This window comes from Polaromonas sp. JS666 (assembly GCF_900103405.1).
Taxonomy (GTDB): domain Bacteria; phylum Pseudomonadota; class Gammaproteobacteria; order Burkholderiales; family Burkholderiaceae_C; genus Polaromonas.
In genome coordinates, this window is record NZ_FNHX01000015.1 from 57,446 (window position 1) to 84,183 (window position 26,738).

The following is a 26,738-nucleotide window of genomic DNA, read 5'->3' on the forward strand; positions in this document are numbered from 1 at the left end:
GCCTGCGGCTTCTCCCTGCCCCTTTCATTACGAGAGGGGCCGCTGCGCCTGCGGTCTGGCAAAGCCAGTCCCGCGGCCCCTGCTGGTTTAGGAATCGAGGCCGCAACACATGAAGCACATCCCCCGCAAACGCTTCGGCCAGCACTTTCTGACCGACCAGGGCATCATCGAAGGCATCGTCCAGGCCATCGCGCCGCGGGCCGGGCAGGCTGTGGTGGAAATTGGCCCCGGGCTTGCCGCCCTGACCCAGCCCCTGGTCGAGCGCCTGGGGAAGCTCACGGTGATCGAACTGGACCGCGACCTGGCCCGGCAGCTGCGCGAGCATCCCCAGCTCAGCGTGGTCGAGTCCGACATCCTCAAGGTCGACATCCATGCGCTGGCGAGCACCGCCTGCGCGCCGGGGCAAAAACTCCGGGTCGTCGGCAACCTGCCGTACAACATCTCCACACCCATCCTGTTTCACCTGCTGGGCGCCGTGGACGTCATTGAAGACCAGCACTTCATGCTGCAAAAAGAGGTCATAGACCGCATGGTGGCGACGCCCGCCACTGGCGACTACGGCCGGCTCAGCGTGATGCTGCAGTGGCGCTACGCCATGGAAAATGTGCTGTTCGTGCCGCCGCAGAGCTTTGACCCGCCGCCGCGCGTGGACAGCGCGGTGGTGCGTATGGTGCCGCATGCGGCGCCGGCGGCGCTGGACGCCAGGCTGCTCAGCGAGCTGGTGCAGGTGGCATTCAGCCAGCGCCGCAAGCTGCTGCGCCACACGCTGGGGCAGTGGCTGGCCGCGCGCGGCTTTGGCGGCACGTTTGACGTGCAGCGCCGCGCCGAGGAAGTGCCGGTGGCCGAGTACGTCGCGCTGGTGCAGGCGCTGCAAGCCTGAACGCCGGCTTTCGGCATAAAAAAAGCCCGTCGATGACGGGCTTTTTTGCGGGCGCCTGCGGCGCCCCCATGGTTTGCTTCAAGCAGCGGCGAGCCAGTAACCCGCGTTAAACGGGCTGCTCATGCGCAATGCCAGAGGTGACACGTCCACCAGTTTGTCGGTAGGCATGACTTCTTCACCTTCTGCAACTGCTTGCTGGGCCTCATTCGCCCGATCCCCTTGGCCGATGTCTGGGGAGCGGGCTACAGAAAAGAATAGAAACATCTGAACGGTATCTTGCGATCCGCCCAGTAGTCCGAGGCATCCCGGAAGATGTCGAGCAGCTGCTCGCGCGCTTCCTTGTCGAATTTGGCGTTGGCCGGAATCTGCTCGAGCACGACGATGAAGCCAGGCTGCGGGCCCGACTTGTGGACCAGGTCCGTCATGCAGTCGTACAGCGCGTCGAAATTCTTGCCGAAGTGGGCCGGGAAGGTGTATTGCGCCGCAATCATGTCCAGCACGTCCTGTTTGCTCTGGGCATTGCCCAGGTTGGCATACAGGAAATGCTGGTTCAGCTGCGTCGCAGCGTCCTGCAGGTCCTGCACCCGGAAGGCGCGTATGGATTGAACGATATTGGGCCGCACGCCGCGCAAGGGCGTTTCACCGTCCTTGCGCACCGGCGTCTCGTTGTCCCGACGAAGTGGTGTATCCATCTCCGCTACTCTTTCTCTGAAGTCAAAAACTCGTAATAACAACCACGGTTCATTTACTGAACGATTCTGCGAAAACTCGCATAGTGGTCGTCGGTGTAATAACAGGCATCCGGGGCGGTGGGTTTCAAGCCGCCACAAACAATGCGCCGGGCTCCCCGGCTGCGTTCATTGGGCGTTCGGACGGTGTATTCGCGGTAGTAACCGCGACGGTTGGCCGGAAGAAGTCGCTCCCGGTTGCCAAACACCACGCCGTCCTTGTCATGCCTGAACGGCCCACCCTGGTAAATCAGCGTCATCATGTCGCGCCCTTGCGGGGGCAATTGGGCCGCTGCGATGGTACCGACCGGCGCCGGTGAATCCGCGCCCTTGGCTTGCACCACGCTGGGGATCAGCCCGCTCAGGCTGGTTGCCAAGACCAGCAGGCCGGCCATTTTGGCTACCTGCCGACGTCCCCACCCATTGCGCAACATGAAAAAGAAGCCTTTCCTGAACCCAGGGTCCGCCCGCCGATTTCGGGTTAACCCTTAAATTTCAAGAGAGCTAGTTTGCCGCAAGTGGCCGGAAAACGCAAGTGGCTGCTGAAAATTTAGGCAGTAAAGAGCGGGGTTACTGCCTAAATAAGTTAGTACTGGCTATCTAATTGGGGCTTATCGGGCCGCGTTGGCGTCCGCTACCGTGAGGGCCGTCATGTTGACGATGCGGCGCACCGTGGCGGTGGCGGTCAGGATGTGCATGGGTTTGTTCGCACCCAGCAGCACGGGGCCGATGGCGATGTTGCCGCCGGCCGCCGTTTTGAGCAGGTTGTACGAAATATTGGCCGCATCAATATTGGGCAGCACCAGCAGGTTGGCCTCGCCGGCCAGCGTGCTGTTGGGCATGATCAGGCCGCGCGCGTCGGCGTCCAGCGCCATGTCGCCGTGCATTTCGCCGTCGACTTCCAGCCAGGGCGCTTTTTCGCGCAGCAGCTCCAGCGTGCGGCGCATCTTCAAGGCGCTGGGCAGGTTGGAGGAGCCGAAGTTCGAGTGCGACAGCAGGGCCGCCTTGGGCTTGATGCCGAAGCGCATCATTTCTTCGGCCGCCATGGTGGTGATCTCGGCGAGCTGCTCGGCCGTCGGGTCGCAGTTGACGTGGGTGTCGAGCAGGAAGACCTGGCGATTCGGCAGCAGCAGGCCGTTCATGCAGGCGTAGGTGTTGACGCCCTCGCGCTTGCCGATGACCTGGTCCAGGTAGTCCAGGTGGTGGGCGGTCGTGCCCCAGGTGCCGCAGATCAGGCCGTCCACGTCGCCCTTGTGCAGCAGCATGCCGGCGATCAGCGTGAGGCGGCGGCGCATTTCGATCTTGGCGATCTGCACGGTGACACCGCGGCGCTCCATCATGCGGTGGTAGGTCTGCCAGAAGTCGCGGTAGCGGTGGTCCTGCTCGACGTTGACCACGTCGTAGTCGAGTTCTTCCTTCAGGCGCAGGCCGAATTTTTCGATGCGCTGGGCGATGATGGCGGGCCGGCCTATCAGCGTCGGCCGTGCCAGGCCCTCGTCCACCACGATCTGGCAGGCGCGCAGCACGCGTTCTTCCTCGCCTTCGGCATAGGCCACGCGCTTGCGGCTGGCGGCCTTGGCGGCCGCGAAGATCGGCTTCATGACCGTGCCCGAGGCATAGACAAAACTCTGCAGCTTGTCGCGGTAGGCGTTCATGTCCTGGATGGGCCGCAGGGCCACGCCGCTGTCGGCCGCCGCCTGTGCCACCGCCGGCGCGATCTTCATCATGAGGCGCGGATCAAACGGCTTGGGAATCAGGTACTCGGGGCCGAACGCCAGCTTCTCGCCCACGTAGGCGGCCGCCACGACCTCGCTTTGCTCGGCCTGCGCGAGTTCGGCGATCGCATGCACGGCCGCGATTTCCATCTCAATGGTGATGGTGGAGGCGCCGGCATCCAGCGCGCCGCGGAAGATATACGGAAAACACAGGACGTTGTTGACCTGGTTGGGGTAGTCGGTGCGGCCGGTTGCCATGATGGCGTCGTCGCGCACGGACTTGACGTCCTCGGGCGTGATCTCGGGATTCGGGTTGGCCAGCGCCAGGATGATGGGCTTGGCCGCCATCTTGGCGACCATGTCCTTCTTGAGCACGCCGCCGGCCGACAGGCCCAGGAAAATGTCCGCGCCCGCGATCACCTCGCCGAGGGTGCGGGCGTCGGTCTTCTGCGCGAACTGGATCTTGTCCTCGTCCATCAGCTCGGTGCGGCCTTCGTAGACCACGCCGGCCAGGTCGGTCACGAACACGTTTTCACGCTGTATGCCCAGCTTGAGCAGCAGGTTCAGGCAGGCCAGCGCCGCCGCGCCCGCGCCCGAGGTCACCAGCTTGACCTGGCCGGGGCCCTTGCCGACCACTTTGAGCGCGTTCAGCACCGCCGCGCCCACGGTGATGGCCGTGCCGTGCTGGTCGTCGTGGAACACCGGAATCTTCATGCGCTTGCGCAGCTCGCGCTCCACATAAAAGCAGTCGGGCGCCTTGATGTCTTCCAGGTTGATGGCACCGAAGGTCGGCTCCAGCGAGGCGATGATGTCGACCAGCTTGGCCGGGTCTTTTTCGTCGATCTCGATGTCGAACACGTCGACGCCGGCGAACTTCTTGAACAGCACGCCCTTGCCTTCCATGACCGGCTTGGAGGCCAGCGGGCCGATGTCGCCCAGGCCCAGCACGGCGGTGCCGTTGGTCACCACGGCCACCAGGTTGCCGCGGCTGGTGTATTTGAAGGCGTTGTTCGGGTCCTTGACGATTTCCTCGCAGGGCGCGGCGACACCGGGGGAATAAGCCAGGGCCAGGTCGCGCTGGTTGGTCAGCTGCTTGGTCGCTGCGATGGCTACCTTGCCGGGGGTCGGAAACTCGTGGTATTCAAGCGCGGCGCGGCGCAGTTCAGCGCGTTTTTCTTCACGGTCGGCAGGCGTCGCGGCGGTGGGTGTCGGCATCAGCAGGGTCTCCAGCGGGGAACGGTCGGATGACCGTCAATTTCTTGTAAGGGTCTGCGATTGTAGGCCGTTGGAGGGGAAAACCCTAGTAAGTGAATCTACGCAAAAAGGTGGATCGCTTTTGACTTTTGGGCATGGAAAGCCGCGTTGCCGTGGAGCTGCTTCACGATGGCGGCGCGTAGATGTTTTTTGGGCGCTGTAAGCGCGAAATACGGAACAGCAGGCCGGGCTGGCGGCCCGGCCGCTCAGCGTGCCACGCCCAGCAACTGGTCCAGGCGTTCGGGCTGATCGCGCAGCGCCTGGGCCGTGCCCGTGTGCACCACCATGCCGCGGTCCAGCACCACGGCACTGTCGGAAATCGCCAGGATGGCCTGCGGATGCTGCTCCACGATGATGGCGCTCAGGCCTTCTTCGCGGGTGATGCGGCGTATGGCGCGCAGCAGTTCCTCCACGATGATGGGCGCCAGGCCCTCCAGTGGTTCATCGAGCAGCAGCAGTTTCGGATTCAGCACCAGCGCCCGGCCCACGGCCAGCATTTGTTGCTCGCCGCCTGACAGCTGCGTGCCCAGGTTGGTCTTGCGCTCGGCCAGGCGTGGGAACATGGCGTACACGCCCTCGGGGTTCCATTTGCCCGGCCGCGCCACCGCCGTCAGGTTCTCGTGCACCGTCAGCGACTTGAAGATGTTGCGCTCCTGCGGCACCCAGCCTATGCCGTTGGCCGCGCGTTCGTGCGAAGGCAGCCGGTGCAGCGCCACCATGGCCGGGCCGGCGCCGAAGGAGATGGCCCCGCCGTGCTGGCGCGTTGCGCCCGCCAGGGTGTTGATCAGCGTGGTTTTGCCGGTGCCGTTGCGGCCCAGCAGCGCGAGGGTCTGACCTTCGCCCAGCGTGAACGAGACCTCGTGCAGCACCACCGCCTCGCCGTAACCGGCGCGCAGCTTGTCGACCTTGAGCAGTTCAGCCATGGGCCACCTCCCCATGTTCCTCGCCATGGCCCAGGTAGACCGCCTTGACCTGCGGGTCGGCCGCGATCTGCTCGGGCGTGCCTTCGGTCAGCAGCGTGCCGTTGACCAGCACCGTCATGGTGGTGGCGAAGCTGAACACCAGGTCCATGTCGTGTTCGATCAGCAGCACCGAAACATCGGCGGGCAGCGCGGCCACGGTCAGCAGCAGCTCCTCGCGCTCGCCGGCCGGCACGCCCGCCACGGGTTCGTCCAGCAGCAGCACGCGCGGCTCGCAGGCCAGCGCCACGGCGATCTCCAGCAGGCGGCGTTTGCCGTAGGCCAGCACGCGGGTCGGCTGGTCCATCACCTCCGTCAGGTGAAACTGTTCCAGCAACTGCTCGCAGCGCTCGGCCACGGCCCGGTTGCGGCCCAGCGCCTGCCACCATTTCGCGCCCAGGCCCACTTGCTGCGACACGGTGAGGGCCAGCGTCTGCAGCGGCGTGAGCGAGTCGAACAGCTGGTTGATCTGGAAGGTGCGCACCATGCCGCGCTTGACGCGCTGGTGCGGCGCCAGCCGCGTGATGTCTTCGCCTTCGAGGAAGATGCGGCCTTCGGTGGGTTGCAGCACGCCCGTCAGCAGGTTGACCAGCGTGGTCTTGCCCGCGCCGTTGGGGCCGATCAGCGCATGGCGCGCGCCGCGCCGCAGGTTCAGGCTCACATTATTGGTCGCGGCGATGCCGCCGAAGCGCATCACCAGGCCTTGCGCGGACAGCACCGCGTCCTGGACCGGCGCGCTCATGGCCGGCCCCCGCGCCGCGGCAGCCAGGTCCAGGGCCGGACCAGGCGCTCGCGGCCCACCAGCACCAGCACCACCAGGAAAAGGCCTATCCAGAAGGTCCAGTATTGCGGCGTGATGGACGAAAGCGCGTCCTGCATCAGCTTGAACACAATCGCCCCGGCCACGCCGCCATAGAGCCAGCCCACGCCGCCCACCACCAGGATCAGCAGCACGTCGGCCGAGCGGTGGAATTCAAACAAATCCAGCGAGGCAAAACCGGTGGTCTGCGTCAGCAGCGCACCGGCCGCGCCTGCCACGCCGGCCGCCACCGTATAGACCACCGCCAGCCGCGACGCGACCGGAATGCCGATGGCCATGGCGCGCAGGCGGTTGTCGCGTATGGCCTTGAGCGTCGCGCCCAGCGGTGAATGCACCAGGCGGCGCATCAGCACAAACAGGATCAGCAACACAGTCAGCGAGTAATAGGCGCCGGTGCGGCCTGAAAGGTCGAATTCGAAGCGGCCCAGCAGCGGGCCCATGACCACACCCTGCAGGCCGTCGGCCCCGCCGGTCAGCCAGTCCAGCTTGTTGGCCAGCTCCAGCAGAATCAGCGCCACGCCCAGCGTCACCATGAGCCGCGTCAGGTCGCTGCCGCGCAGAATGGTCAGCGAACAGACCGCGCCCAGCAGCGTGGCGGTGGTGACGCCCACGGCCAGGCCCAGCAGCGGGTCAGGCATGACCAGCTTGGCGAACAGCGCCGCCGCATAGCCGCCTATGCCGAAGAAGGCCGCATGGCCCAGCGAGACGATGCCGGTGTAGCCCAGCACCAGGTCCAGCGACACCGCGAACAGCGCGACGATGGCGATCTCGTTGATGAGCGATGCATGGCTGGGCATCAGCACCGGCGCGGCAAAGGCGATGAGCCAGAGCACCGGCTCCCAGGGTTTCCAGCGGCTGCTCTTGAGCAGCGATGTCTGGGTGTTGCTCATGTTATTTGCCTCCCTTGCGCACAAAGAGGCCCTGCGGCCGCCAGATCAGGATCACGATCATGAGGCTGTAGACGATGAAGGCGCCCAACTTGGGGATGTAGTACTTGCCCGCCACGTCGGCGATGCCCAGCAGCAGCGCGGCCAGCAGCGGTCCGGTGATGGACGAGGTGCCGCCCACGGCGACCACGATCAGGAAATAAATCATGAACTTGAGCGGAAAGCCCGGGTCCAGGCCCAGCACCTCGGCGCCCAGCGCGCCGCCCAGCCCGGCCAGGCCCGAGCCCACGGCGAAGGTCGAGAGGAACACGATGTTGACATTGATGCCCAGGCCGGCCGCCACGCGCTGGTCGTCCACCGAAGCGCGCAGCCGGCTGCCGAAGCGCGTGCGCGCCAGCAGGTATTGCAGGCCCACCGTCAGCGCCGCGCAGACCGCGATGATGAACAACCGGTAGTGGCCCATGCCCAGCATCCAGGCACCGCTGCCGATCTCGGTGCGGCCCTTGAGCCATTGCGGCAGCTGCACGATTTGCTGCGTCGAGCCGACGAAGTAGTCCACACTGGCCACCGCCATGAACACCAGGCCTATCGAAAACAGCACCTGGTCCAGGTGCGGCTTGTTGTACAGCGGCCGGTACAGCGTGCGCTCCAGCACGCCGCCCAGCAGCGCCGAGCCGATAAAGGCCAGCGGCAGGCACAGCAAAAAGGGCACGCCGAAGTGCTGCATCAGCAGCACGGTGATGTAGCCGCCGGCCATGGCGAAGGCGCCGTGCGCGAGGTTGATGAAATTCATCAAGCCCATGGTCACCGCCAGGCCCACCGCCAGGATGAACAGCAGCATGCCGTAGGCGATACCGTCAAAAAGAAGAGTGAGCATGTGTCTTTACCAGGAACACCGCGGAACCGGCTTTGCCGGGCCGCTGGTGTTGCCCCCTGCAAGGGGGAGGGCGGCAACGCCGCCTTCGGGGGTGTGCAGTTATTTAGCCTTGCCTGGGTCTTTCACGTCCTTGATCACGTCAAACTCCACGTTGTAAAGCTGGCCGTCCTTCTTCTCGACCTTGCGCAGGTAGACGTCCTGCACGATGTCGCGCGTCTGCGCGTCGATGAAGATCTTGCCGCGCGGGCTTTCAAACAGCTGGCCCTTCATGGCCGCGAGCAGCGCGTCGCCGCCGCCCTGGCCCTTGCTGGTTTTGAGCGCCTCATAAATCACGCGCATGCCGTCATAGCCGCCGACCGCCATGAAGTTGGGACGCAAGCCCTTGTTGGCCTTGGAAAAAGCCTCCACAAACTTTTTGTTCACGGCCGAGGGGTGGGCCGCCGAGTAGTGGTGCGAAGTCACCACGCCCAGTGCGCCATCGCCCATGTCGTTGAGCTGGTCGTCGTCCGTCACGTCGCCGGTGGCGATCAACCGTATGCCGGCCTTGTCCAGGCCGCGCTCAAGGAACTGCTTCATCACCGCGGCGCCCGCGCCCGAAGGCACAAAGACGAACAGCGCGTCGGGTTTGTTGTCCCGCACCTTTTGCAGGAAGGGCGCGAAGTCGGGGTTGCGCAGCGGCACGCGCAGCGCATCGGTCACTTCCCCGCCGTTGAAGGTCAGGCGGTCCTTGAAGAATTTTTCGGCGTCTATGCCGGGGCCGTAATCGGAGACCAGCGTGACGACCTTCTTGATGCCGTTCTTGGGCGCCCAGTCGGCCAGCGCGACCGAGACCTGCGGCAAGGTGAAGCTGCTGCGCACGATGTAGGGCGAGGCCTGGGTGATGCTGGAGGTCGCCGCTGCCATCACCACCATGGGCGTCTTGGACTGCGTCGCGATGGGCGCGGTGGCCAGGGCCGAGGGCGTGATGCCGAAGCCGGCCAGCACATTGACCTTGTCGTTGACCACCAGCTCCTGCGCCAGGCGGCGCGTGGTGTCCGGCAGCGAGGTGTCGTCCTTGACGATCAGCTGTATCTTCTTGCCCGCCACGGTGTCGCCGTTTTGCGCCATGTAAAGCCGCGCGGCCGCCTCGATCTGCCGGCCTGTGGTGGCCTGCTGGCCCGTCATCGGCAGGATCAGGCCTATCTTGAAGGTGTTGTCCTGCGCCAGTGCCGGCGCGCCGGCAAGTGCCGCAGTCGCCAGCGCGGCGGCGGTGAGGAAGGTACGTTTTTTCATGCTTGTCTCCTGGTGATTTTTCAGTGCTTGCCGCTGCGTCCCGGCATGCGGCCGCAAAACGCTGCGAGTCTAGTCTGAGTGCGGTATCTGCACAAATGTTCTTTGTGCGAACACCGTTGGCTTTTATTCTGTCGCGGGTCATCCCCTGGTTCGACACCTGCTGATGGACGTTGCGCGATCATCGCGCGTACGGCCCGGTGATCGCACACAAGTTGTTTTATCAAAGATCGGGCCGGTAGGAAGAATCCAGCGTCACCGAGCCGACCACGCGTGAGACACAGGCACACAGCCGCATGTTCCCCTGTTTCTCGTGCTCGCTCAGAAAGACGTCGCGGTGGTCGATCTCGCCGTCCAGCGCCAGCACGTCCAGCGTGCACAGGCCGCACTCGCCGCGCTTGCAATCGGACACCGCCTCCACGCCGGCCAGCTCCAGTGCGTCCAGCAGGCTGCAGTCGGCCGGCACGGTGATGTCCAGCGCATGGCGCGGAATCAGCACCCGGAAGGCCTGCGGCGCAAAACGGCCGCTGTTGCCGAAGGTCTCGTAACGAAGGTCAGTCGCCGGCCGGTCCGAGGCCTCCCAGGCGTGGCGCGCCGCGTCCAGCATGGGCACGGGGCCGCAGACATACATTTGCGCGCCCGGCGGCAAGGCCGCGATCTCGGCGGCGAAATCGATGCGCGTGTCGACGGCCGCATGCAGCCGCTGGCCCAGGCAGGCCTGCAGTGCCTGGCCGTAAGCCAGCTCGGCTGCGCTGCGCGCGCCGTACAGCATGCGCAGCGGCCGGCCCGATTGCGCGCAGCGCCCGGCCAGCGACTGGGCCATGCCCAGCAGCGGCGTGATGCCTATGCCGCCGGCCACAAGCAGGTAGGCCGGCGCGTTGAGGTCCAGCGGGAAATGGTTGTGCGGCCCGCTCAGCTGCAGCCGGTCGCCGGCGGCCAGCTGCCACATCGCGCGCGAGCCGCCGCGGCCGTCGTCCAGCCGCTTCACCGCGATGTGCCAAGTTTGCCCGTCGGGCTCGCCGACCAGGGAGTAGGAACGCTGCTGCGGCCTGCCGCCCACCAGCAGCTGCACTTGCAGGTGGCTGCCGGGTTCGTGGCGCGGCACGCCCTGCCCGTCCGCGGGGCGTAGGCGGAACTCGCGCACAGTCGGCGTGAGGTCTTCAAAAGAATCAATGACCGCGTCGGTCCAGCTGGAGTTTGCTTTCATTTAGTCTTCCGTGGTCTTTTTAGTCTCTTCAATTCACGGGCCGTCGTGGAACCGGCTTTGCCGGGCCACAGGCGGCGCCCCCCTTGGGGGGGGCGGCCGCAGGCCGCTTCGGGGGGTCATTTCTTCCGGATAAGGCGCACGCCCGGCATCTGGTCCAGGTTGTGGCTGGCCACGGCGGCGCGCAGGTTGCGCTGGGCCAGGCGCGAATGCTCGCGCATGATGGCTTCGGCGCGCGAGCCTTCGCGCTGCTCGATGGCGTCCAGCACCTGGCGGTGCTGGTCTTGCGCCACGATGAGCATGTCGCGCGCGCGCGGCGAGTTGGCCTGCACCACCACAAAGCCCGAAGCCGAGGCAAAAGGCAGGCTGGAGACGCGGTCCAGTTCCTTGGCGATCACTTCGCTGCCCGCCATCTCGCTGAGCAGCGCGTGAAAGCGCTCGTTGAGCGCCACATAGCTGGAGAAGGCCTCGTCGTTCAAGGCCGGCTGGCTCAGCACCGCGTCGATGCGGTTCAGGCATTCGCGCGCTTCGCCCAGCACCACCGTGGGTGCGCCGCGCTCGGCCGCCAGCCGCGCCGACAGGCCCTCAATCGTGCCGCGCAGCTCAATCGCTTCGGACACGTCGCGCTCGGAAAAGGTGCGCACCGCAAAACCGCCGTTGGGCAGCGATTCGAGCAGGCCTTCCTGCTCCAGGCGCATCAGCGCGGCGCGTATCGGCGTGCGCGAAACCCCCAGTTTTTCGACGATGGACAGCTCGGCGATGCGCGCGCCGCCGGGCAGCTCGCCCGCCAGGATCATCTCGCGCAGCTGCAGCTGCGCCCTCACCTGCGCGCTTTCCAGGCTGTTGTTGGGGGCGGCGGCTGGGTTGGCGGCGTTGGCCATAGGGAGTGCTTTCACCATGGGTTCAGGCCGCGAGGCGGATCGGAATCACGGGCGCGGGCGGCGCTTCCTGCGCGACCATGCGGTCTATCAGGCGCCTGGCCCACATGGAGCCGGCATCGATGTTGAGGTTGTAAAACTGGTGGTCCGGGTGTTCCTCGATCGCGACCTGCTGGGCCTCCAGCACATGCTCGTCCTCGCGGAAGATGCCGGCCACGCCCTCGCGCAGCTGGTGCGTCAGGCGCTGCTCGCCCAGGCAGTAGTTGCGCGCGAAAGCCCAGAAGTAATGGCAGCTGCCGTCGGTCTCGGGCGTCACGGTGTTCAGCACAAAGCCGTTGACGCCCTTGCTGCGGTCGCCCGGCTGTCCGTCTTTGGGCGGCGCGCCCGAGCCGGCCTCGGCCACACCGACGTCGATGTTCACGGTGCAGGGCGCTTCGAACCGGATGATCTGCCAGCGGTCCACCTTGCCCCTGTAGCCGCGCGCATGTTCGATCTGGCCGGCCCAGAAAGGCGGCGCGTCGATGTTTTCCATCCAGCGTGTCACGGTGGCGCTGCGGTCGCCATGTGTGGCCACAAAGGGCGCCTCGGCCACGGCACGCTGGCCAATGCTGGAGCCGTGCACAAAGGTCTCGTGGGTCAGGTCCATGAGGTTGTCCACCACCAGGCGGTAATCGCACTTCACGGTGATCAGCTTGCCGTCGCCGGCCCAGTCCGGGTCGTCGTTCCAGTGCATGTCGGGCACCAGCGCCGGGTCCGCCTTGGCCGGGTCACCGGGCCAGATCCAGACGAAGCGGTGTTTTTCCACCACCGGAAAGGCGCGCACACAGGCCGAGGGGTTCAGCGTTTCCTGGCTGGGCATATGGGTGCAGCGGCCCTGGGCGTTGTAGACCAGGCCGTGGTAGCCGCAGGTGACTTCATCGCCGTCCAGCGAGCCCATGGACAGCGGCAGCAGCCGGTGCCAGCAGGCATCTTCCAGCGCGGCCACCTGGCCGTCGGTGCGGCGGAACATCACGAGTTTTTGCTTGCAGATGGTGCGCGCCAGCAGCTTGCGGCCGACTTCAACGTCATAGGCGGCGGCGTACCAGGCATTGAGCGGAAAAGCGGGTTTTTTGGCATCCATGGATACTCAATGTATACATAAATAGCCAAAAAGCCAAGTAAAAGGCGAAAAATGAGGGTAAATCCGGAGTTGTTGTATTCAATGAGGCTGTTTCTAGCTGGAATACCATGGTGCCTGTATTTGCCAATTCGCCAACTCTGGAGACTTTCCCATGACCGCCAAACTACCCGCCCGTTACGACCATGTCGGCAGCTTTTTGCGTCCGCAATACCTGCTGGAAGCCCGCGAACAGAAAGCCAAGGGCCAGATCACGCCCGAACAGCTGCGCAAGGTTGAAGACCAGGCCATCACCGAAATCGTGAAGTTCCAGGAGGACGTGGGCCTTAAAAGCATTACCGACGGCGAATTCCGCCGCACCTACTTCCACATCGATTTCCTCGAGCAGATCGGCGGCGTGAAGACCGACATCCCGGTCACCATACAGCGGCCCGACGGCAGCATGGAACTGGCACCGCCCGTGATGCGCGTGATCGACAAGGTGCGCCACGTGAAGGACATCCAGCTTGCCGACTTCCAGTACCTCAAAAGCCAGGTCAGCGCTGGTAACACGCCCAAGGTCACGATTCCCTCGCCCACCATGCTGCACTTTCGCGGCGGCCGTGCTGGCATCAGCAAGGAGGCCTATCCCGAGCTCGAGCCGGATTTTTATGACGACGTGGCCAAGGCCTATGGCGACGAGCTGCGCAGCCTGGCCGCGGCCGGCTGCACCTATGTGCAGATGGACGACACCAACCTGGCCTACCTCTGCGACGAAAAAATGCGCGAAGCGGCGCGCCAGCGCGGCGACGACCCCAACGAGCTGCCGCACCGCTACGCAAAGTTCATCAACAAGGTGGTCGCGCAAAAACCCGCCGGCATGACGCTGGCCATGCACCTGTGCCGCGGCAACTTCAAGAGCACCCACGCCGCGGCCGGCAACTACGAGCCGGTGGCCGAGGCGCTGCTCAAGGAGATGGACCTGGACGCCTACTTCCTTGAGTACGACGACAGCCGCAGCGGCGACTTCCGGCCGCTGCGCTACCTGCCCAAGGGCAAGACCGTAGTGCTGGGCCTGGTCACCACCAAGTTCGGCGAGATGGAAAGCAAAGATGACCTCAAGCGCCGCATCGAGGACGCCGCGAAATACGCGCCGCTGGAGCAGCTCGCGCTGTCACCGCAGTGCGGCTTCAGCAGCACGGTGCACGGCAACAACATTGCCGTCGAGGCGCAGCGCAACAAGCTGCGGCTGGTCGTAGAGACCGCACGCGAAGTCTGGGGCACGGCCTGAGCCGTATCCACCAGCCGCACTAAGCGCTAGGCCGTCGCCGCGGCCGCGGCGGCGGCGGCGCGCTGGCCGCCCCAGCGCTGCCAGGCTTTTTCATGGAAGAAAAAGGCAAAGGCCTGCACGGTCGGCTCCAGCAGGCTCAGCGTGATCGCCAGCAGAAAACTGCCGGTCACCATAAGAACCTGTTCACGGTCTAAACGGGGCCGCGTTGGAGTGCAATCGGGATGAGTGGGCCGACCGGGAACGCCGCATGGGCAAATGCCCATGCAAGGGCTCGGGCGGCTCAATCGCCCGATTTCACCCCAACCCGGAGGGCAAGCGCCTTCTCGGGCGGTCTGCGGCGTTGCGGCGCTAGCCCATAGGTGAACTATGGGCGTCGCACCGCGCCTTGCATCCCCCATCCCGAGAAGGGGCTTGCGCGGCCCCGTTTAGACCGTGAACAGGTTCTTAGCCACCAGCGCCGCCACCGTCACGTGCACCACGTAATAGCTGGCGGTCTTTTTCAGGGTGGGCAGGTTGGCGCGCACAAGTTCAGTCATCAGCCTCTCCTTTGAAATAGCTAAAAGCGATTGATCCGCTACCAATAGTAGAGATTGGCTAATCTTCTGGCCAATTGATTGGGCCTAAACAATCCATAGCGGCTGAGCCCGCAAACAGTCCGTACGACGGTTTTTTACATATTGCAACATTTCGAGAAGCGCATCGTTGCCCGATCCGGTCGACGTCAAAAAAGTGTGAAAAAACAAACAGATACGTGCTAAAACTGCGTCCGAAACAGGGAAACTGTTGGACAGAATGAACCCAAAAGACTACAACCGGTTTACAACATTTTGTTGCAATCTGGCTTAAGGGTTTGCGCTTGTCCCGTCCTCTTGTTTTTCTGTTCTGGGCCCCTGCCTGGCTTGTATGGGCTGCCTGCGCCGCCGGGGCTGCGCCTGCGCTGGCCCAACTGCGGCCGGACGCCGGCACCTTGCTGGAGTCGCCCGGCGCCCTGCCCCTGCTGCCGCCGCGCAGCGAGCCGCCGCTGGAACTGCGGCAACCCCAGGCTGTGCCGCCCGCCCCCGGCACGGCGCGCATTACGCCGGCGGCCTTCAATTTCACCGGCAACACAGTGTTCTCCAGCGAACTGCTGGCCGCTCTGCTCGCGTCCCGCCTGCAGCAGCCCACCGACATCGCCGGCCTGACTGAGGCAGCCAACAGCATCAGCGCCTATTACCGGCAAAAGGGCTATCTGCTTACGCAAGCCTATTTGCCCGAGCAGGCTTTCGCCGCCCAGGGCGGCAGCATCACCATCGCCATCCTCGAGGCGCGTGTGGGCCGCGTCACGGTGCGTGTGGAAGGCACGGGCATTTCCCAGGCCTTTGCCGAAGGCCTGGTCGCCGGCCAGCTCAAGACGGGCGACGCCGTCACCGAATACGCGCTCGACAAACCCGTGCTGCTGCTGCGCGACCTGGCCGGCTTCGAGGCCGCCGCGACCGTGCAGCCCGGCGAGCGCCCGGGCCAGGCCGATGTGCTGGTCACCGTGCAGGCCAAGGGCCCGCGCATCGACGGGTCCGCCAGCATCGACAACCACGGCGCGCGCACCGCTGGCGCGGCGCGCGCCGTGCTCAATGCCAACCTCAACAACCTGCTGGGCCGCGGCGACGTGCTGGCCCTGAGCGCCCAGCACAGCGACCAGGCCGGCTCCACCCTCTACCGCTTGGGCTACACCGTGCCGGTGGGCGCTTCCGGCACGCGGCTGGGCCTGAGCCTGGCACGGCTCGATTACGCACTGGGCAAACAGTTCGAGGCGTTGGGCGCCAGCGGCAGCGCCGACATCACCGGCATCAGCCTGTCCCAGCCGCTGCTGCGCGGGCGCGGCGCCAATGTTTACGGCTTTATCAGCGCAGAACACAAAAAACTGGTCGACGAAACCCGCACGCCCGTACTCAAAAGCGAGCGCAAGGTCCAGGCGCTCAGGTTGGGCCTGGCGGGCAACTTTGTCGACGATGCGGCCGGCGGCAGCGGCCTGAACAGTTACGCCCTGAACCTCACTTTCGGCCGGCTCACGCTCAATGCCGCCGACCAGGCGCTGGACGACGGCCTGGGCGGGCTGCGCACGGCGGGCGGCTTCAGCAAGCTGAACCTGGAATTCCAGCGCTCGCAGTTTTTTGACGCGCCCTACAGCTTCCACCTGTCAGCCCAGGCCCAGCTCGCCTCGAAGAACCTCAGTTCGGCCGAAAAAATGGTGCTGGGCGGGCCCAACGGCGTGCGCGGCTACCCGGTGGGCGAAGGCGTGGGCGACGCCGGCGTGCTGCTGAACCTGGAGTCGCGTTACCAGTTCCCGCAAGCGCCCTGGGGCGAGCCCCTGACCCTGCTCGCGTTCTACGACTTCGGGCGCGTACGCTTCAACCAGAACGGCCCCACCGTGCCCGGCAATGCCAACACCTTGAGCCTGGGCTCCTTCGGCGTCGGTGCCACGCTGGGCCGGCCCGGCAAGTTCCTCATCAAAAGCTACCTGGCCTGGCGCACCACGCCCGCGCAACCTTCCACCGGCGATCCGGACCGCGCGCCGCGCGCCTGGCTCTCGGCCCAGACCTGGTTTTAGTACCCCTTTCATTCCGAATGTCCATCATGACCACCACCGCCTCCAACGTACACGCCGCTTACCGCCCCTGGGCCGTGCGCACGGTGGTGGTCCGCCTTTCGCGCAAGCTGCGCGCCACCTACCGCATCCGCAGCGGCCGGCGCCTGTCGCAGCTGCTCGCGGCGCTGCTGGCCGCCGTCTCGCCCTGGGCCGCCGCCCTGCCTGAAGGCGCGCAAGTGGTGGCCGGCCAGGCCAGCGTCAGCACGCCATCGGCCAATGCCATGGTGGTCAACCAGGCCAGCGACAAGGCTGTGCTCAACTGGCAAAGCTTCAACATAGGCGCGGGCCAGTCCATGCAGTTCGTGCAGCCCGGTGCCTCTTCCATCGCGCTGAATCGCGTCATCGGCAACGGCGCCTCATCCATCTTCGGCTCGCTGAGCGCCAACGGCCAGGTCTTCCTGGTCAACCCCTCCGGCGTGATGTTCGCGCCCGGCGCGCAGGTCAATGTGGGCGGCCTGGTCGCCTCCAGCCTGGACATCAGCAACGGCGACTTCATGGCCGGGCGCTACAACTTCAGCGGCACGGGTACGGGCGCCGTCAGCAACTACGGCAGCATTAACGCCGCGCGCGGCGGTTATGTGCTGCTGGCCGCGCCACAGGTCAACAACAGCGGCGCCATCGGCGCCGAGGCCGGCTCCGTCGGCTTGCTGGCCGGCTCGCGCGTGTCCGTCGACGCTTCGGGCGCGGGGCTGGTGCGCTTCTCGGTGGACGCCGCGGCCGCGCAGGCCGCGATCAACAACAGCGGCAGCATCACGGCCGCGGGCGGCCAGGTCGCTGTGCTGGCCAGCGCCATGGGCGACGCGATGGCCACCGTCATCAACCAGTCCGGCGTCATACGCGCCAACTCGGCGGTGGAGCGCAACGGCATGATTGTGCTGAGCGGCGGCGGCACCGGCGTAGTCCATGTCTCGGGCACGCTGGATGCCAGCGGCACGGCGGCCGGCCAGAGCGGCGGCACGGTGCGGGTGCTGGGCGACAAGGTGGCGCTGGACGGCGGCGCTTCCATCGATGTGTCCGGCGCAGCCGGCGGTGGCACGGCGCTGGTGGGCGGCGACTACCAGGGTAGCAATGCGGCCGTGCAGAACGCCTCGCGCACCTACATCGCCGCGGGCGCGGCGATACGCGCTGACGCGACCGACAGCGGCAATGGCGGCAAGGTGGTGGTCTGGGCCGACGGCGACACGCGCCACAGCGGCGCCATCAGCGCGCGCGGCGGCGCCAATGGCGGCGACGGCGGTTTTGTCGAGGTCTCGGGCAAACAGCTGCTGGACCTGCACGGCAGCGTCGACGTGGCCGCGCCGGCCGGCAGCGGCGGGCGGGTGCTGCTGGACCCGCAGGACATCCTCATCAACACCTCGGTCCAGCCCTCGCCGCCCAACAATGCCGACGGCACGCCCGACGTGGCCTTCGCCGACCCGCCGGCCGCCAGCACCTACACCATCCAGGTCGCCGACGTCACCGGCTACAGCGAGCTCTACCTGCAGGCCACGAACAACATCACGCTGGCCAGCGCGCTGGCCATGACGGCGGGCAACAAGGTCCGCTTTGAAGCCGGCAACACGATTGCCCTGAATGCCGCGCTGACGGCGTCCGGCGGCGTGAACCTCTCGGGCGCCAGCATCACCAGCACGGCCGCCGGCACCATCACCACCACCGGGGCGGCCAACACCAACGCCGGCAACGTCACGCTCAACGCGACCGGCACCGTCAACCTGGCAGGTGCCATCACCGCCACCGGCGGCACGGCCAGTGCCGGCAATGCGGGCCGCAGCGGCGGCGCCGTCAGCATCACGGGTGCGGGCGTCACGGTGGGGGCCGTCACGGCCAACGGCTCCGCCGGATCGGGCGCGGGGCAAACCGGCGGTGCCGGCGGCACCATCGGCATCACTTCCACCAACGGCATCAGCGCCACCGGCACCCTCACGGCCAGCGGCGCCGGCGGCGGCACCGGCCCCTCGGTGGGCGGTAACGCAGGCAGCATCAGCCTTTCCAACAGCGGTGCAGGCAATATTGCCGTCGCCGGCTTGACGGCAAGCACCGGCAATGCGTTGACCACGGGCGCGGGCGGCACGGCCGGCAGCATTTCAGTCACCAACAGCGCGGCGGGCGCCAGCCTGGGCACCGGCAACATCAGCACCGTGGGCGGCAGCAATGGCGACGGCGGCACGATCACGCTCAACTCCGCCGGCGCGCTGAGCGCGGGCAGCGTCACCAGCACCGGCGGCACGGCCCAGGCCAACACCTCGGGCCGCAATGCCGGCACGATCAATATCACGGCGGCCGGTGCTATCACCGCGCTGGGCGCCGTGGCGGCCAGCGGCAGCGCCGGCACCACGGCCGGCAACGGCGGCAACGCGGCCGGGGTTTCCATCAGCGCCACGGGCGGCATTGCCGGCGCGGCCATCACGGCCAGCGGCGGGGCCGGCGTGGGCACCAATGCCTCGGGCGGCAACGCGGGCGCCATCACGGTCACCAACAACGCAAGCGGCAATCTCGCCACCGCCGGCCTGACGGCGCAAACCGGCGCGGCCACCGGCACCGGTGCCGCCGGCACGGCCGGCAGCATTGCCATCACCAACAACGCGGCCGCCGGCAACCTCAGCACCAGCGCCATCAACACCGCGGGCGGCGCGGGCGGCAACGGCGGCGCGGTCACACTGGCCTCGCAGGCCGGCGTCACCGTGACCGGTACCCTGGGCACCAGCGGCACGGTGCTGGCCGCGGGCACGCGCGCCGGCAGCAACGCCGGCAACATCACGATCACGGGTGTGAACCGCTCCGTCACCGGCGCGATCACCGCCAGCGGCAGCGCGGCCAACGGTACCAACCAGGCCGGCGGCAATGCCGGTGTGGTCAGCATCACCGGCAGCGGCACGCTGGGCACCGTGGCCATCGCGGCGTCAACCGGCGGCGCCACCGGCACAGGCGCCGGCGGTACGGCCGGCGGCATCACACTGAACGGCACGGCCGTGACCACCGGCGCGCTGACCACCACGGGCGGCGGCAATGGCGACGGCGGCAATATCAGCGCCACCTCGACGGCCGGCGTGCTGACGGCGGGCGCCATCATTGCCAGCGGCGGCGCAGCCAATGCGGGAACGGCCGGCCGCAATGCCGGCACGGTGACCTTGCAAGCCACGGGCGGTTTGTTGACCGGTACCACCGTGACCGCCAGCGGCACCAGCGGCACCCTCACGGGTGACCAGGCCGGCGGCAACGGCGCGACGATTTCCATCACCGGCAACAGCGGCATCACGGTCACCAACCTGGTGGCCAGCGGCGGCTCGGCGGTCGGCACCAACGCGGCCGGCGGCAATGCCGGCAGCATCACCCTCAACAACAGCGGCAGCGGCAACATCGCCACCGGTACCCTGATCGCGCAGACCGGCAATGCGCTGGGTACAGGCGCGGGCGGCACGGCCGGCAGCGTCAGCGTCACTAACACCGCCGCCGCAGGAACACTCTCTACCGCGGCCATCACCACCACCGGCGGGATCAAGGGCAACGGCGGCAATGTCAGCCTGTCGGCGCTGGGCCAGGTGTCCGTGCTCAACAACAACATCACCACCAGCGGTGGCGCCACGGTTATCGGCCTGGTCGGCCGCAATGCCGGCACGGTCACCCTCAGCGGCGCCGGCGTTAACCTGGGCACGGGCACCATCACGGCCAGCGGCGGTGCGGCAGCGGCCACGTCCAGCCAGAAGGGCGGCAGCGGCGCGGCCGTCAGCATCACCAGCACCGATGCCGTGACCACCGGCGCCATCAGCGCCAGCGGCGGCGCGGGCGGCACGACCAACGGCGACGGCGGCGACGCGGGCAGCATCAGCGTGCAGAACAACTCCACCACGGCCGGCGCGATCGCGCTGGGCGCGCTCACGGCGCGCACGGGCGCGGCGGTGGGTACCGGCGCCGGCGGCGCGGCCGGCAGCATCAGCATCACCAACAACGCGGCCGGTGCCAGCCTTGGCACCGGCGCGATAGACAGCAGCGGCGCAGCGGGCGGCAACGGCGGCGCGGTCACGCTGGCTTCGCAGGCCGGCGTCACCGTGACCGGCACGCTGAACACCAGCGGCACCGTGCTGGCCGGCGGCACCGGCGCCGGCCGCAACGCCGGCAACATCACGATCACGGGCGTGAACCGCTCGGTCACGGGCCTGGTCACCGCCAGCGGCAGCGCGGGCCTGGGCACTAACCAGGTGGGCGGCAATGCCGGCGTGGTCGGCATCACGGGCAGCGGCACGCTGGGTGTCGCCGCAGGCATCACCGCCTCCACGGGCGCGGCCACCGGTACAGGTGCCGGCGGCACGGCCGGCAGCATCACGCTGAGCGGTAGCGCCGTCACGGCCGGTGCGCTGACCACCACAGGTGGCGCCAATGGCAACGGCGGCAACATCAGCGCCACCTCGACGGCCGGTGTGCTGACGGCGGGCGCTGCCACCGCCAGCGGCGGCACGGCCAATGCCGGCACCTCGGGACGCAATGCGGGCACAGTCACGCTGCAGGCCACGGGAGGTTTGTTGACGGCCACAACGGTCACGGCCAGCGGCAGCAGCGGCACCCTGACGGGCGACCAGGCCGGCGGCAATGGCGCGGCGATTTCCATCACCGGCAACAGCGGCATCACGGTCACCAACCTCGCGGCCAGCGGCGGTGCGGCAGCCGGCACCAATGCGGCCGGCGGCAGCGCGGGCAGCATCACGCTCAACAACAGCGGCAGCGGCAATATCAGCGGCGGCACCCTGATCGCGCAAACCGGCAATGCGCTGGGCACTGGCGCGGGCGGCACGGCCGGCAGTATCAGTGTGGCCAACACGGCGGCAGCGGGAACCGTCTCCACCGCGGCCATCACCACCACAGGCGGCACCAAGGGCAACGGCGGCAATGTCAGCCTGTCGGCGCTGGGCCAGGTGTCCGTGCTCAACAACAACATCACCACCAGCGGCGGCACCACGGTCAGCGGCCTGGCCGGCCGCGACGCGGGCAGCGTCACCCTCAGCGGAGCCGGCGTCAACCTGGGCACAGGCACCATTACCGCCTCGGGCGGCGCAGCCGCGGCCGGCGCCAATGAAAAAGGCGGTAGCGGCGCGGCTGTCGGCATCACCTCCAGCGGAACAGTCACCACGGCGGCCATCACCGCCAACGGCGGCGCGGGTGGTACCACCAACGGCGACGGCGGCAATGCCGGCAGCATCACCCTGGCCAACACGGTGGCCGGCAATGTCACCACGGGCGCCCTCACCACGCAAAGCGGCAACGCGGCGGGCACCGGCGCCGGCGGCACGGCCGGCAGCATTAGCGTGAGCAACGCTGCGGGCAACCTCACGACGGGTGCGATTTCCACCGTGGGCGGCACCTCTGGCCAGGGTGGCAATGTCAGCGTTTCAGCCGCAAGCGGCACCGTGACGGTAGGCGGCATTGCCACCAGCGGCGGCGCCGCCACCGGCACGGCCAACGGCCGCAATGCCGGCACCGTCGATATTTCGGGGGCCGGCGTCAGCACGGCCGCCATCTCGGCCAACGGCAGCAACGGCAGCGGCACGGGTGCGGGCGGCAACGGCGGCGCGATTACCGTGAATTCCACGGCGGCCATCAGCAGCAGCGGCACGCTGAACACCATAGGCGGTAACGGCGTGGGCGCAGGCCAGGCCGGTGGCCAGGGCGCGGCGGTGTCTGCCGTGTCGACCGGCGGCAATGTGTCGGTCGCGGCGATCACCACCACCGGCGGCAACGGCGGCACGGGTGTCGCGGCCGGCGGCAACGCGGGCAGTATCACACTCGATGCGGCGGGCGCCACGCCCACCATCACGCTGGCCGGCGGCCTCACGGCGCTGGGCGGCAACCAGGTTGGCGGCGCGGTCTCGGGCGCCGGCGGCGCGATCCGCATCAAGGACGACGTCCTGCTCAATGCGGCCAGCATCACGCTGGACTCGCGCGGCGGCAATGCGGGCGCCGGCGTCGGCGCCAACATCCAGTTTGACGGCGCTATCAACAGCCAGGCCTCGGGCCGCGCGCTGGTGCTGCAATCGGGCAACGGCGACGTGAGCATTGTCGGCACCACAGGCGCCGGCCTGGCCCTGTCGGCGCTGACCGTGACGGCCAACGACATCGCCGTGGGCGCCATAGGCGGCGCCTCGGCCGGTGTCACCGGCGCCACCTCGCTGACGGCCACCACCAGCGGCGCCGACACCGGCGACATCAGCCTCAACGGCGCGCTCAACGTCAATGCACTGGCTTTGGCGGCGGGAAGCGCCCTCACGCAGACCAGCGCCATCAAGGCCAGCACCGCCACCCTGACGGCCGGAGCCGGCAACAACATCACGCTGAACAACGCCGGCAACGATTTCACCGGCGCGGTGACCGTGGTCTCGGGGCTCAACGTCAGCCTCGCGGATGCCAATGCGCTGGCGCTGGGCACCTCCACCGTCTCGGGCACGCTGGCCGTGAACGCGGCGGGCGCCATCACACAAACCGGCGCCCTCACCGTGACCGGCGCCACCACGCTGGCGGCCGGCGCGGCCAACGACATCACGCTGGCCAATGCCGGCAACAATTTCTCCAGCGTCGCCGCCACCAGCGGCAACAACGTGTCGCTGCGCGACAGCAACGCCGTCGTGCTGGGCACCTCCACGGCCGCCAGCAGCCTGACGGTTGTGGCCGGCGGCGCCATCACCCAGACCGGCGCCATCAGCGCGCCCACACTGGTGGCCAAGACGCTGTCCGCAGGCACGGCGAACATCACGCTGAACAACGCCGGCAATGAGGCCACCAGCGTGGACCTGCGCGCGCGCAATGCCGCCGACACGGCCAATGCCGCCGGCGCGATTTCCTACCGCGACGCCACCGGTTTCGACGTGGCCGCCGTCAACACCACGGGCACGCTGACGCTGCAATCGAACGGCAACATCACCCAGTCGGGTGCCGTGACGGCCGCTTCGCTGGCCGTGGCCGGCACCGGCGCCGGTTCCTTGAACTTCGGCAGCTCGGCCAATGCCATCGCCGCCCTGAACGGCATCACGGCGGCTGGCGGCTTCGCGCTGAACAACGGCAACAACGGCGTGACGCTGACGGGCAACCTCGGCACCACCAACACCGCGGTGTCCATAGACACCGGCACCGGCAGCTACACGCAGAACGCGAATATCGACGTGACGGCCGGCAGCGGCCCCATCACCATCACGGCCGACACGGTCGCCATCGCCGCAAACACCGGCAACAACGCGCTGGCCACCAGCGGCGTGCTCACGCTCAAAGCCAAGACCGCGAGCCGCGCCATGTCGCTGGCCGGCGCGTCCGGCTTTGACCTCACGGCCGCGGAAATCACCGCCTTCGCCACCGGCGCCACCGGCCCCATCGTCATCGGCGACACGGCCAGCACCGGCGTGATGACAATCGGCGGGCCGGTCGCCCTGGCCGGCAAGACCCTGACGCTCAACGCCGGCTCCATCACCGATACCGGTGTGCAGACCATCACCGCGCAGAACGTCTCGCTCAACGCCAACGGCCAGATCGGCACGGACGCCAGCAACGGCATCGACATCGCGGCCACCAGCCTCAGCGTCAACACCACGGGCAATGCCAGCGCCTTTGTGCGCAGCGCGGGCACCGTCAACCTGGGTGTGGGCGGCACAGCCTCGAATGTGGGCAGCGGCACGCTGGACCTGGTGGCGGCGGGCGCGGTCACCCAGACGGCGGGAACGGGCAACGTCACGGCCGGCATGCTCAAGGTCAAGACACTGGTCAACGCCGGCGGCGCCATCACACTCAACAACAGCGGCAACGCCAACACCGCCATCAACCTGCAGTCGCGCAACGCCGCGGACACGGCCAATGCGGCGGGCGCCATCCAATACAGCGCTGCCGGCGGGTTTGACGTAGCGGCTGTTGCCACAACAGCCAACACCACCTTGTCCGCCGGTGCTGCGGTCACCCAGTCGGGCGCGATTGCTGCCTCCGGGCTTGCGCTCACAGGCGCAGGCGGCTACACCTTCGCAAACGCAGGCAACGCCGTCACGACGCTTGCCGCCAATGCCGGCAGCGTGGATTACAAACAGGCTGGCGCGCTGATCGTGGGAACCGTGGGGGCTACCGCCGGCGTGACGGCCAGCGGCACGGTCAAAATCGAAACCACGGGCGCGGCCTCCAACCTCACGCTGAACAATGCCGTGAGCTCTTCCGCCACCGGCGATGCCGTGGTCCTCAAGGCCGGCAGTTCCAATGCGGCCGGCACCAGCACCGGCGGCCAGCTCATCAACAACGTGGGTGCGGGCGGCATCGTGGCCGCTTCCGGCCGTTACCTGGCCTATAGCGGTGACCCGGGCACCACGCTGGAAGGCGTCACCGGCTACAGCAAGCGCTACAACAGCGACGCGAGCTATGTGCCGGCCGGCGGCGCCAGCACCTTCCTCTACCGCATCGCGCCGACCCTGACCGTCACGGCCGACAACAAGACCAAGGTGTATGGCGACAGCAATCCGCTGCTGACCGGTGTGGTCAGCGGCCTGATCGACGGCGACACCGCCGCCGGCGTGGGCGTCGGCTACAGCACCACCGCGGTCGACAGGACGGCGGTGGCCGCCGGCCCGGTAGCGATCACCGCGGGCGTCACCAACAACGAAAACTACACCCTGGCCCTGACCAACGGCGCCTTGACCATCACCCAGCGGGCCCTGACCGTCACGGCCACCGGCCAGAACCGTGTCTACGACGGCGGCAGCGCAGCCGCTGTGACGCTGGCCGACAACCGCCTGGCCGGCGATGTGCTTACTGCCAGCAATACCTCGGCCGCCTTCCTCGACAAAAACGTGGGCATCGGCAAGACCGTCAATGTGGGCGGCATCAGCATCAGCGGCACCGATGCCGGCAACTACAGCGTCAACACCACGGCGGCCACCACGGCCGATATCACGCAGCGCGCGCTGACGGTCAGCGCCACCGGCCAGAACCGGGTTTACGACGGCGGCACCGTTGCCACCGTCACTTTGTCCGACAACCGCGTTGCGGGCGATGTGCTCAGCGCCAGCAATACCGCGGCCAGCTTCGCCGACAAGAATGTGGGAACCGGCAAGGCAGTGAGCGTCAGCGGTATCGGTATCAGCGGCACCGACGCCGGCAACTACAGCGTCAACAGCACGGCGGCGACCACGGCCGACATCACTCAGCGCTCCCTCACGGTCAGCGCTACGGGAAGCAACAAGGTCTACGACGGCAACATCACCGCCGGTGTGGCCCTGACGGACAACCGTGTTGCGGGCGATGTGTTCACCGCCAGCAATACCGCTGCCAGCTTCGGCGACAAGAATGTGGGAACCGGCAAGGCCGTTAGCGTGAGCGGCATCGCCATTACCGGCGCTGACGCGGCTAACTACAGCGTCAACACCACGGCCGCAACCACGGCCGACATCACCCAGCGCGCGCTCACCGTAGGCGCCGCGGCGCAAAACAAGGTGTACGACGGCGGCACTGCCGCGACAGTGACGCTCAATGACAACCGGGTCGCCGGCGACGTGCTCTCCACCAGCAACACGTCGGCGAACTTCACCGACAAAAATGCAGGCACCGGCAAGACGGTGAACGTCGGCGGCATCGCCATCACAGGCACCGACGCCGGCAATTACAGCGTCAACAGCACGGCGGCCACCACGGCCACCATCACGCCGGCCTCGATCGCGAACGTCAGCGGCATCACCGCAGCCGACAAGGTGCAGGACGGCGGCACCGCCACCACGCTGGCGACCGGTGCTGCCGTATTTACCGGTCGCATCGGCGCGGATGTGCTCACGGTGGGCACGGCCACCGGCAATTTCGACACCCCCGCCGTTGGCAGCGGCAAACCGGTCAGCATCACCGGCATCACGCTGTCGGGCACCGACGCCGGCAACTACGTGCTGCTCAACACCACGGCCGCCACCACGGCCAGTATCACGCCGGCGCCGGCCAATATGGCCGAGCGCACCGGCGACGTGCGCATGGCCAACGGAACGGCGCTGCCGGTGCTGGAGGCCGACGACAGTCGCGAGCAGGCTTTCCGCCGCGCCGCCGGCATACGGCCCGCGACCGAGCTGGCCGGCACGGCGCAAACACCGGCTTTCAGCCTGGCGGGCTTTCCCGACACGCGTAGCCCCGACGGCCCGGCCCAGGCCGATTGCACGGGCGCGGGCAGCCGCGTGGCCTGCCTGGCCGACCCGGTGGAGGCAGGCCAGGGGCAATAAACGGCGCCGTCCGGCGCCGCCTTCCTTTTCCAGCCGGTTTCTACGGACA

15 protein-coding genes and 1 pseudogene are annotated in these 26,738 nt (G+C 67.4%); 4 read left to right on the forward strand and 12 right to left on the reverse strand.

Features of this window, described 5'->3' with window-relative positions; genetic code table 11:
- Nucleotides 1-109: 109 nt before the first annotated feature.
- Complete coding sequence (gene rsmA / locus BLQ85_RS22595; RefSeq protein WP_074580215.1) at nucleotides 110-880, forward strand: 16S rRNA (adenine(1518)-N(6)/adenine(1519)-N(6))-dimethyltransferase RsmA; 771 nt, start codon at nucleotides 110-112, stop codon at nucleotides 878-880.
- Nucleotides 881-1,122: 242 nt separating this feature from the next.
- Here rsmA and BLQ85_RS22600 read toward each other — a convergent pair whose 3' ends face one another.
- The 11 genes from BLQ85_RS22600 to BLQ85_RS22650 form a co-directional block, all read right to left on the reverse strand.
- Complete coding sequence (locus BLQ85_RS22600; RefSeq protein ID WP_007869336.1) at nucleotides 1,123-1,572, reverse strand: barstar family protein; 450 nt, start codon at nucleotides 1,570-1,572, stop codon at nucleotides 1,123-1,125.
- A 53-nt stretch (nucleotides 1,573-1,625) separates the two neighbouring features.
- Nucleotides 1,626-2,003 (reverse strand): guanyl-specific ribonuclease, encoded by a 378-nt coding sequence (locus BLQ85_RS22605; protein ID WP_139201092.1) that lies wholly within the window; start codon nucleotides 2,001-2,003, stop codon nucleotides 1,626-1,628.
- Nucleotides 2,004-2,219: 216 nt separating this feature from the next.
- Nucleotides 2,220-4,538 (reverse strand): NADP-dependent malic enzyme, encoded by a 2,319-nt coding sequence (locus tag BLQ85_RS22610; protein WP_074580217.1) that lies wholly within the window; start codon nucleotides 4,536-4,538, stop codon nucleotides 2,220-2,222.
- Nucleotides 4,539-4,783: 245 nt separating this feature from the next.
- The gene (locus BLQ85_RS22615) at nucleotides 4,784-5,500 is read right to left on the reverse strand and encodes an ABC transporter ATP-binding protein (protein ID WP_074580218.1); all 717 of its coding nucleotides are present in this window, start codon (nucleotides 5,498-5,500) and stop codon (nucleotides 4,784-4,786) included.
- Nucleotides 5,493-6,278: an ABC transporter ATP-binding protein gene (locus tag BLQ85_RS22620; RefSeq protein ID WP_074580219.1), complete on the reverse strand. Its 786-nt coding sequence runs from the start codon at nucleotides 6,276-6,278 to the stop codon at nucleotides 5,493-5,495. The genes BLQ85_RS22615 and BLQ85_RS22620 overlap by 8 nt, the downstream gene beginning before the upstream one ends.
- Nucleotides 6,275-7,246, reverse strand: a complete 972-nt coding sequence (locus BLQ85_RS22625) for a branched-chain amino acid ABC transporter permease (RefSeq protein WP_074580220.1) — start codon at nucleotides 7,244-7,246, stop codon at nucleotides 6,275-6,277. Before BLQ85_RS22625 ends, BLQ85_RS22620 begins: the two co-directional genes overlap by 4 nt.
- Before the next feature lies 1 nt (nucleotide 7,247).
- Complete coding sequence (locus tag BLQ85_RS22630; protein WP_074580221.1) at nucleotides 7,248-8,120, reverse strand: branched-chain amino acid ABC transporter permease; 873 nt, start codon at nucleotides 8,118-8,120, stop codon at nucleotides 7,248-7,250.
- A 99-nt stretch (nucleotides 8,121-8,219) separates the two neighbouring features.
- The gene (locus BLQ85_RS22635; protein ID WP_074580222.1) at nucleotides 8,220-9,392 is read right to left on the reverse strand and encodes an ABC transporter substrate-binding protein; all 1,173 of its coding nucleotides are present in this window, start codon (nucleotides 9,390-9,392) and stop codon (nucleotides 8,220-8,222) included.
- Nucleotides 9,393-9,612: 220 nt separating this feature from the next.
- Nucleotides 9,613-10,596: a PDR/VanB family oxidoreductase gene (locus tag BLQ85_RS22640; RefSeq protein WP_074580223.1), complete on the reverse strand. Its 984-nt coding sequence runs from the start codon at nucleotides 10,594-10,596 to the stop codon at nucleotides 9,613-9,615.
- A 116-nt stretch (nucleotides 10,597-10,712) separates the two neighbouring features.
- The gene (locus BLQ85_RS22645) at nucleotides 10,713-11,474 is read right to left on the reverse strand and encodes a GntR family transcriptional regulator (RefSeq protein WP_074580224.1); all 762 of its coding nucleotides are present in this window, start codon (nucleotides 11,472-11,474) and stop codon (nucleotides 10,713-10,715) included.
- A gap of 22 nt (nucleotides 11,475-11,496) precedes the next feature.
- The gene (locus tag BLQ85_RS22650) at nucleotides 11,497-12,591 is read right to left on the reverse strand and encodes an aromatic ring-hydroxylating dioxygenase subunit alpha (RefSeq protein WP_074580225.1); all 1,095 of its coding nucleotides are present in this window, start codon (nucleotides 12,589-12,591) and stop codon (nucleotides 11,497-11,499) included.
- 151 nt (nucleotides 12,592-12,742) lie between these two features.
- Between BLQ85_RS22650 and BLQ85_RS22655 the strand changes: the two genes are divergently transcribed.
- Complete coding sequence (locus BLQ85_RS22655; protein ID WP_074580226.1) at nucleotides 12,743-13,858, forward strand: 5-methyltetrahydropteroyltriglutamate--homocysteine S-methyltransferase; 1,116 nt, start codon at nucleotides 12,743-12,745, stop codon at nucleotides 13,856-13,858.
- Between the two features lie 26 nt (nucleotides 13,859-13,884).
- Here the strand turns inward: BLQ85_RS22655 and BLQ85_RS22660 are convergent.
- A pseudogene (locus BLQ85_RS22660) lies at nucleotides 13,885-14,028 on the reverse strand (DUF2061 domain-containing protein); the annotation flags it as partial.
- Nucleotides 14,029-14,714: 686 nt separating this feature from the next.
- Between BLQ85_RS22660 and BLQ85_RS22665 the strand changes: the two are divergent.
- The gene (locus BLQ85_RS22665; protein WP_074580228.1) at nucleotides 14,715-16,442 is read left to right on the forward strand and encodes a ShlB/FhaC/HecB family hemolysin secretion/activation protein; all 1,728 of its coding nucleotides are present in this window, start codon (nucleotides 14,715-14,717) and stop codon (nucleotides 16,440-16,442) included.
- A gap of 26 nt (nucleotides 16,443-16,468) precedes the next feature.
- Entirely contained in the window at nucleotides 16,469-26,689 is a 10,221-nt protein-coding gene (locus BLQ85_RS24930; RefSeq protein ID WP_175456178.1) for a YDG domain-containing protein, read from the forward strand.
- Nucleotides 26,690-26,738: the final 49 nt, after the last annotated feature.

Excerpts from the sequence above, each read along its gene's own strand:
- BLQ85_RS22640 (WP_074580223.1), bottom strand. The coding sequence starts at position 10,596 with ATGAAAGCAAACTCCAGCTGGACCGACGCGGTCATTGATTCTTTTGAA.
- BLQ85_RS22600 (WP_007869336.1), bottom strand. The coding sequence starts at position 1,572 with ATGGATACACCACTTCGTCGGGACAACGAGACGCCGGTGCGCAAGGAC.
- rsmA (WP_074580215.1), top strand. The coding sequence starts at position 110 with ATGAAGCACATCCCCCGCAAACGCTTCGGCCAGCACTTTCTGACCGAC.
- BLQ85_RS22635 (WP_074580222.1), bottom strand. The coding sequence starts at position 9,392 with ATGAAAAAACGTACCTTCCTCACCGCCGCCGCGCTGGCGACTGCGGCA.
- BLQ85_RS22610 (WP_074580217.1), bottom strand. The coding sequence starts at position 4,538 with ATGCCGACACCCACCGCCGCGACGCCTGCCGACCGTGAAGAAAAACGC.
- BLQ85_RS22655 (WP_074580226.1), top strand. The coding sequence starts at position 12,743 with ATGACCGCCAAACTACCCGCCCGTTACGACCATGTCGGCAGCTTTTTG.
- BLQ85_RS22620 (WP_074580219.1), bottom strand. The coding sequence starts at position 6,278 with ATGAGCGCGCCGGTCCAGGACGCGGTGCTGTCCGCGCAAGGCCTGGTG.
- BLQ85_RS22625 (WP_074580220.1), bottom strand. The coding sequence starts at position 7,246 with ATGAGCAACACCCAGACATCGCTGCTCAAGAGCAGCCGCTGGAAACCC.
- BLQ85_RS22630 (WP_074580221.1), bottom strand. The coding sequence starts at position 8,120 with ATGCTCACTCTTCTTTTTGACGGTATCGCCTACGGCATGCTGCTGTTC.
- BLQ85_RS22615 (WP_074580218.1), bottom strand. The coding sequence starts at position 5,500 with ATGGCTGAACTGCTCAAGGTCGACAAGCTGCGCGCCGGTTACGGCGAG.
- BLQ85_RS22605 (WP_139201092.1), bottom strand. The coding sequence starts at position 2,003 with ATGGCCGGCCTGCTGGTCTTGGCAACCAGCCTGAGCGGGCTGATCCCC.
- BLQ85_RS22650 (WP_074580225.1), bottom strand. The coding sequence starts at position 12,591 with ATGGATGCCAAAAAACCCGCTTTTCCGCTCAATGCCTGGTACGCCGCC.
- BLQ85_RS22645 (WP_074580224.1), bottom strand. The coding sequence starts at position 11,474 with ATGGCCAACGCCGCCAACCCAGCCGCCGCCCCCAACAACAGCCTGGAA.
- BLQ85_RS24930 (WP_175456178.1), top strand. The coding sequence starts at position 16,469 with ATGACCACCACCGCCTCCAACGTACACGCCGCTTACCGCCCCTGGGCC.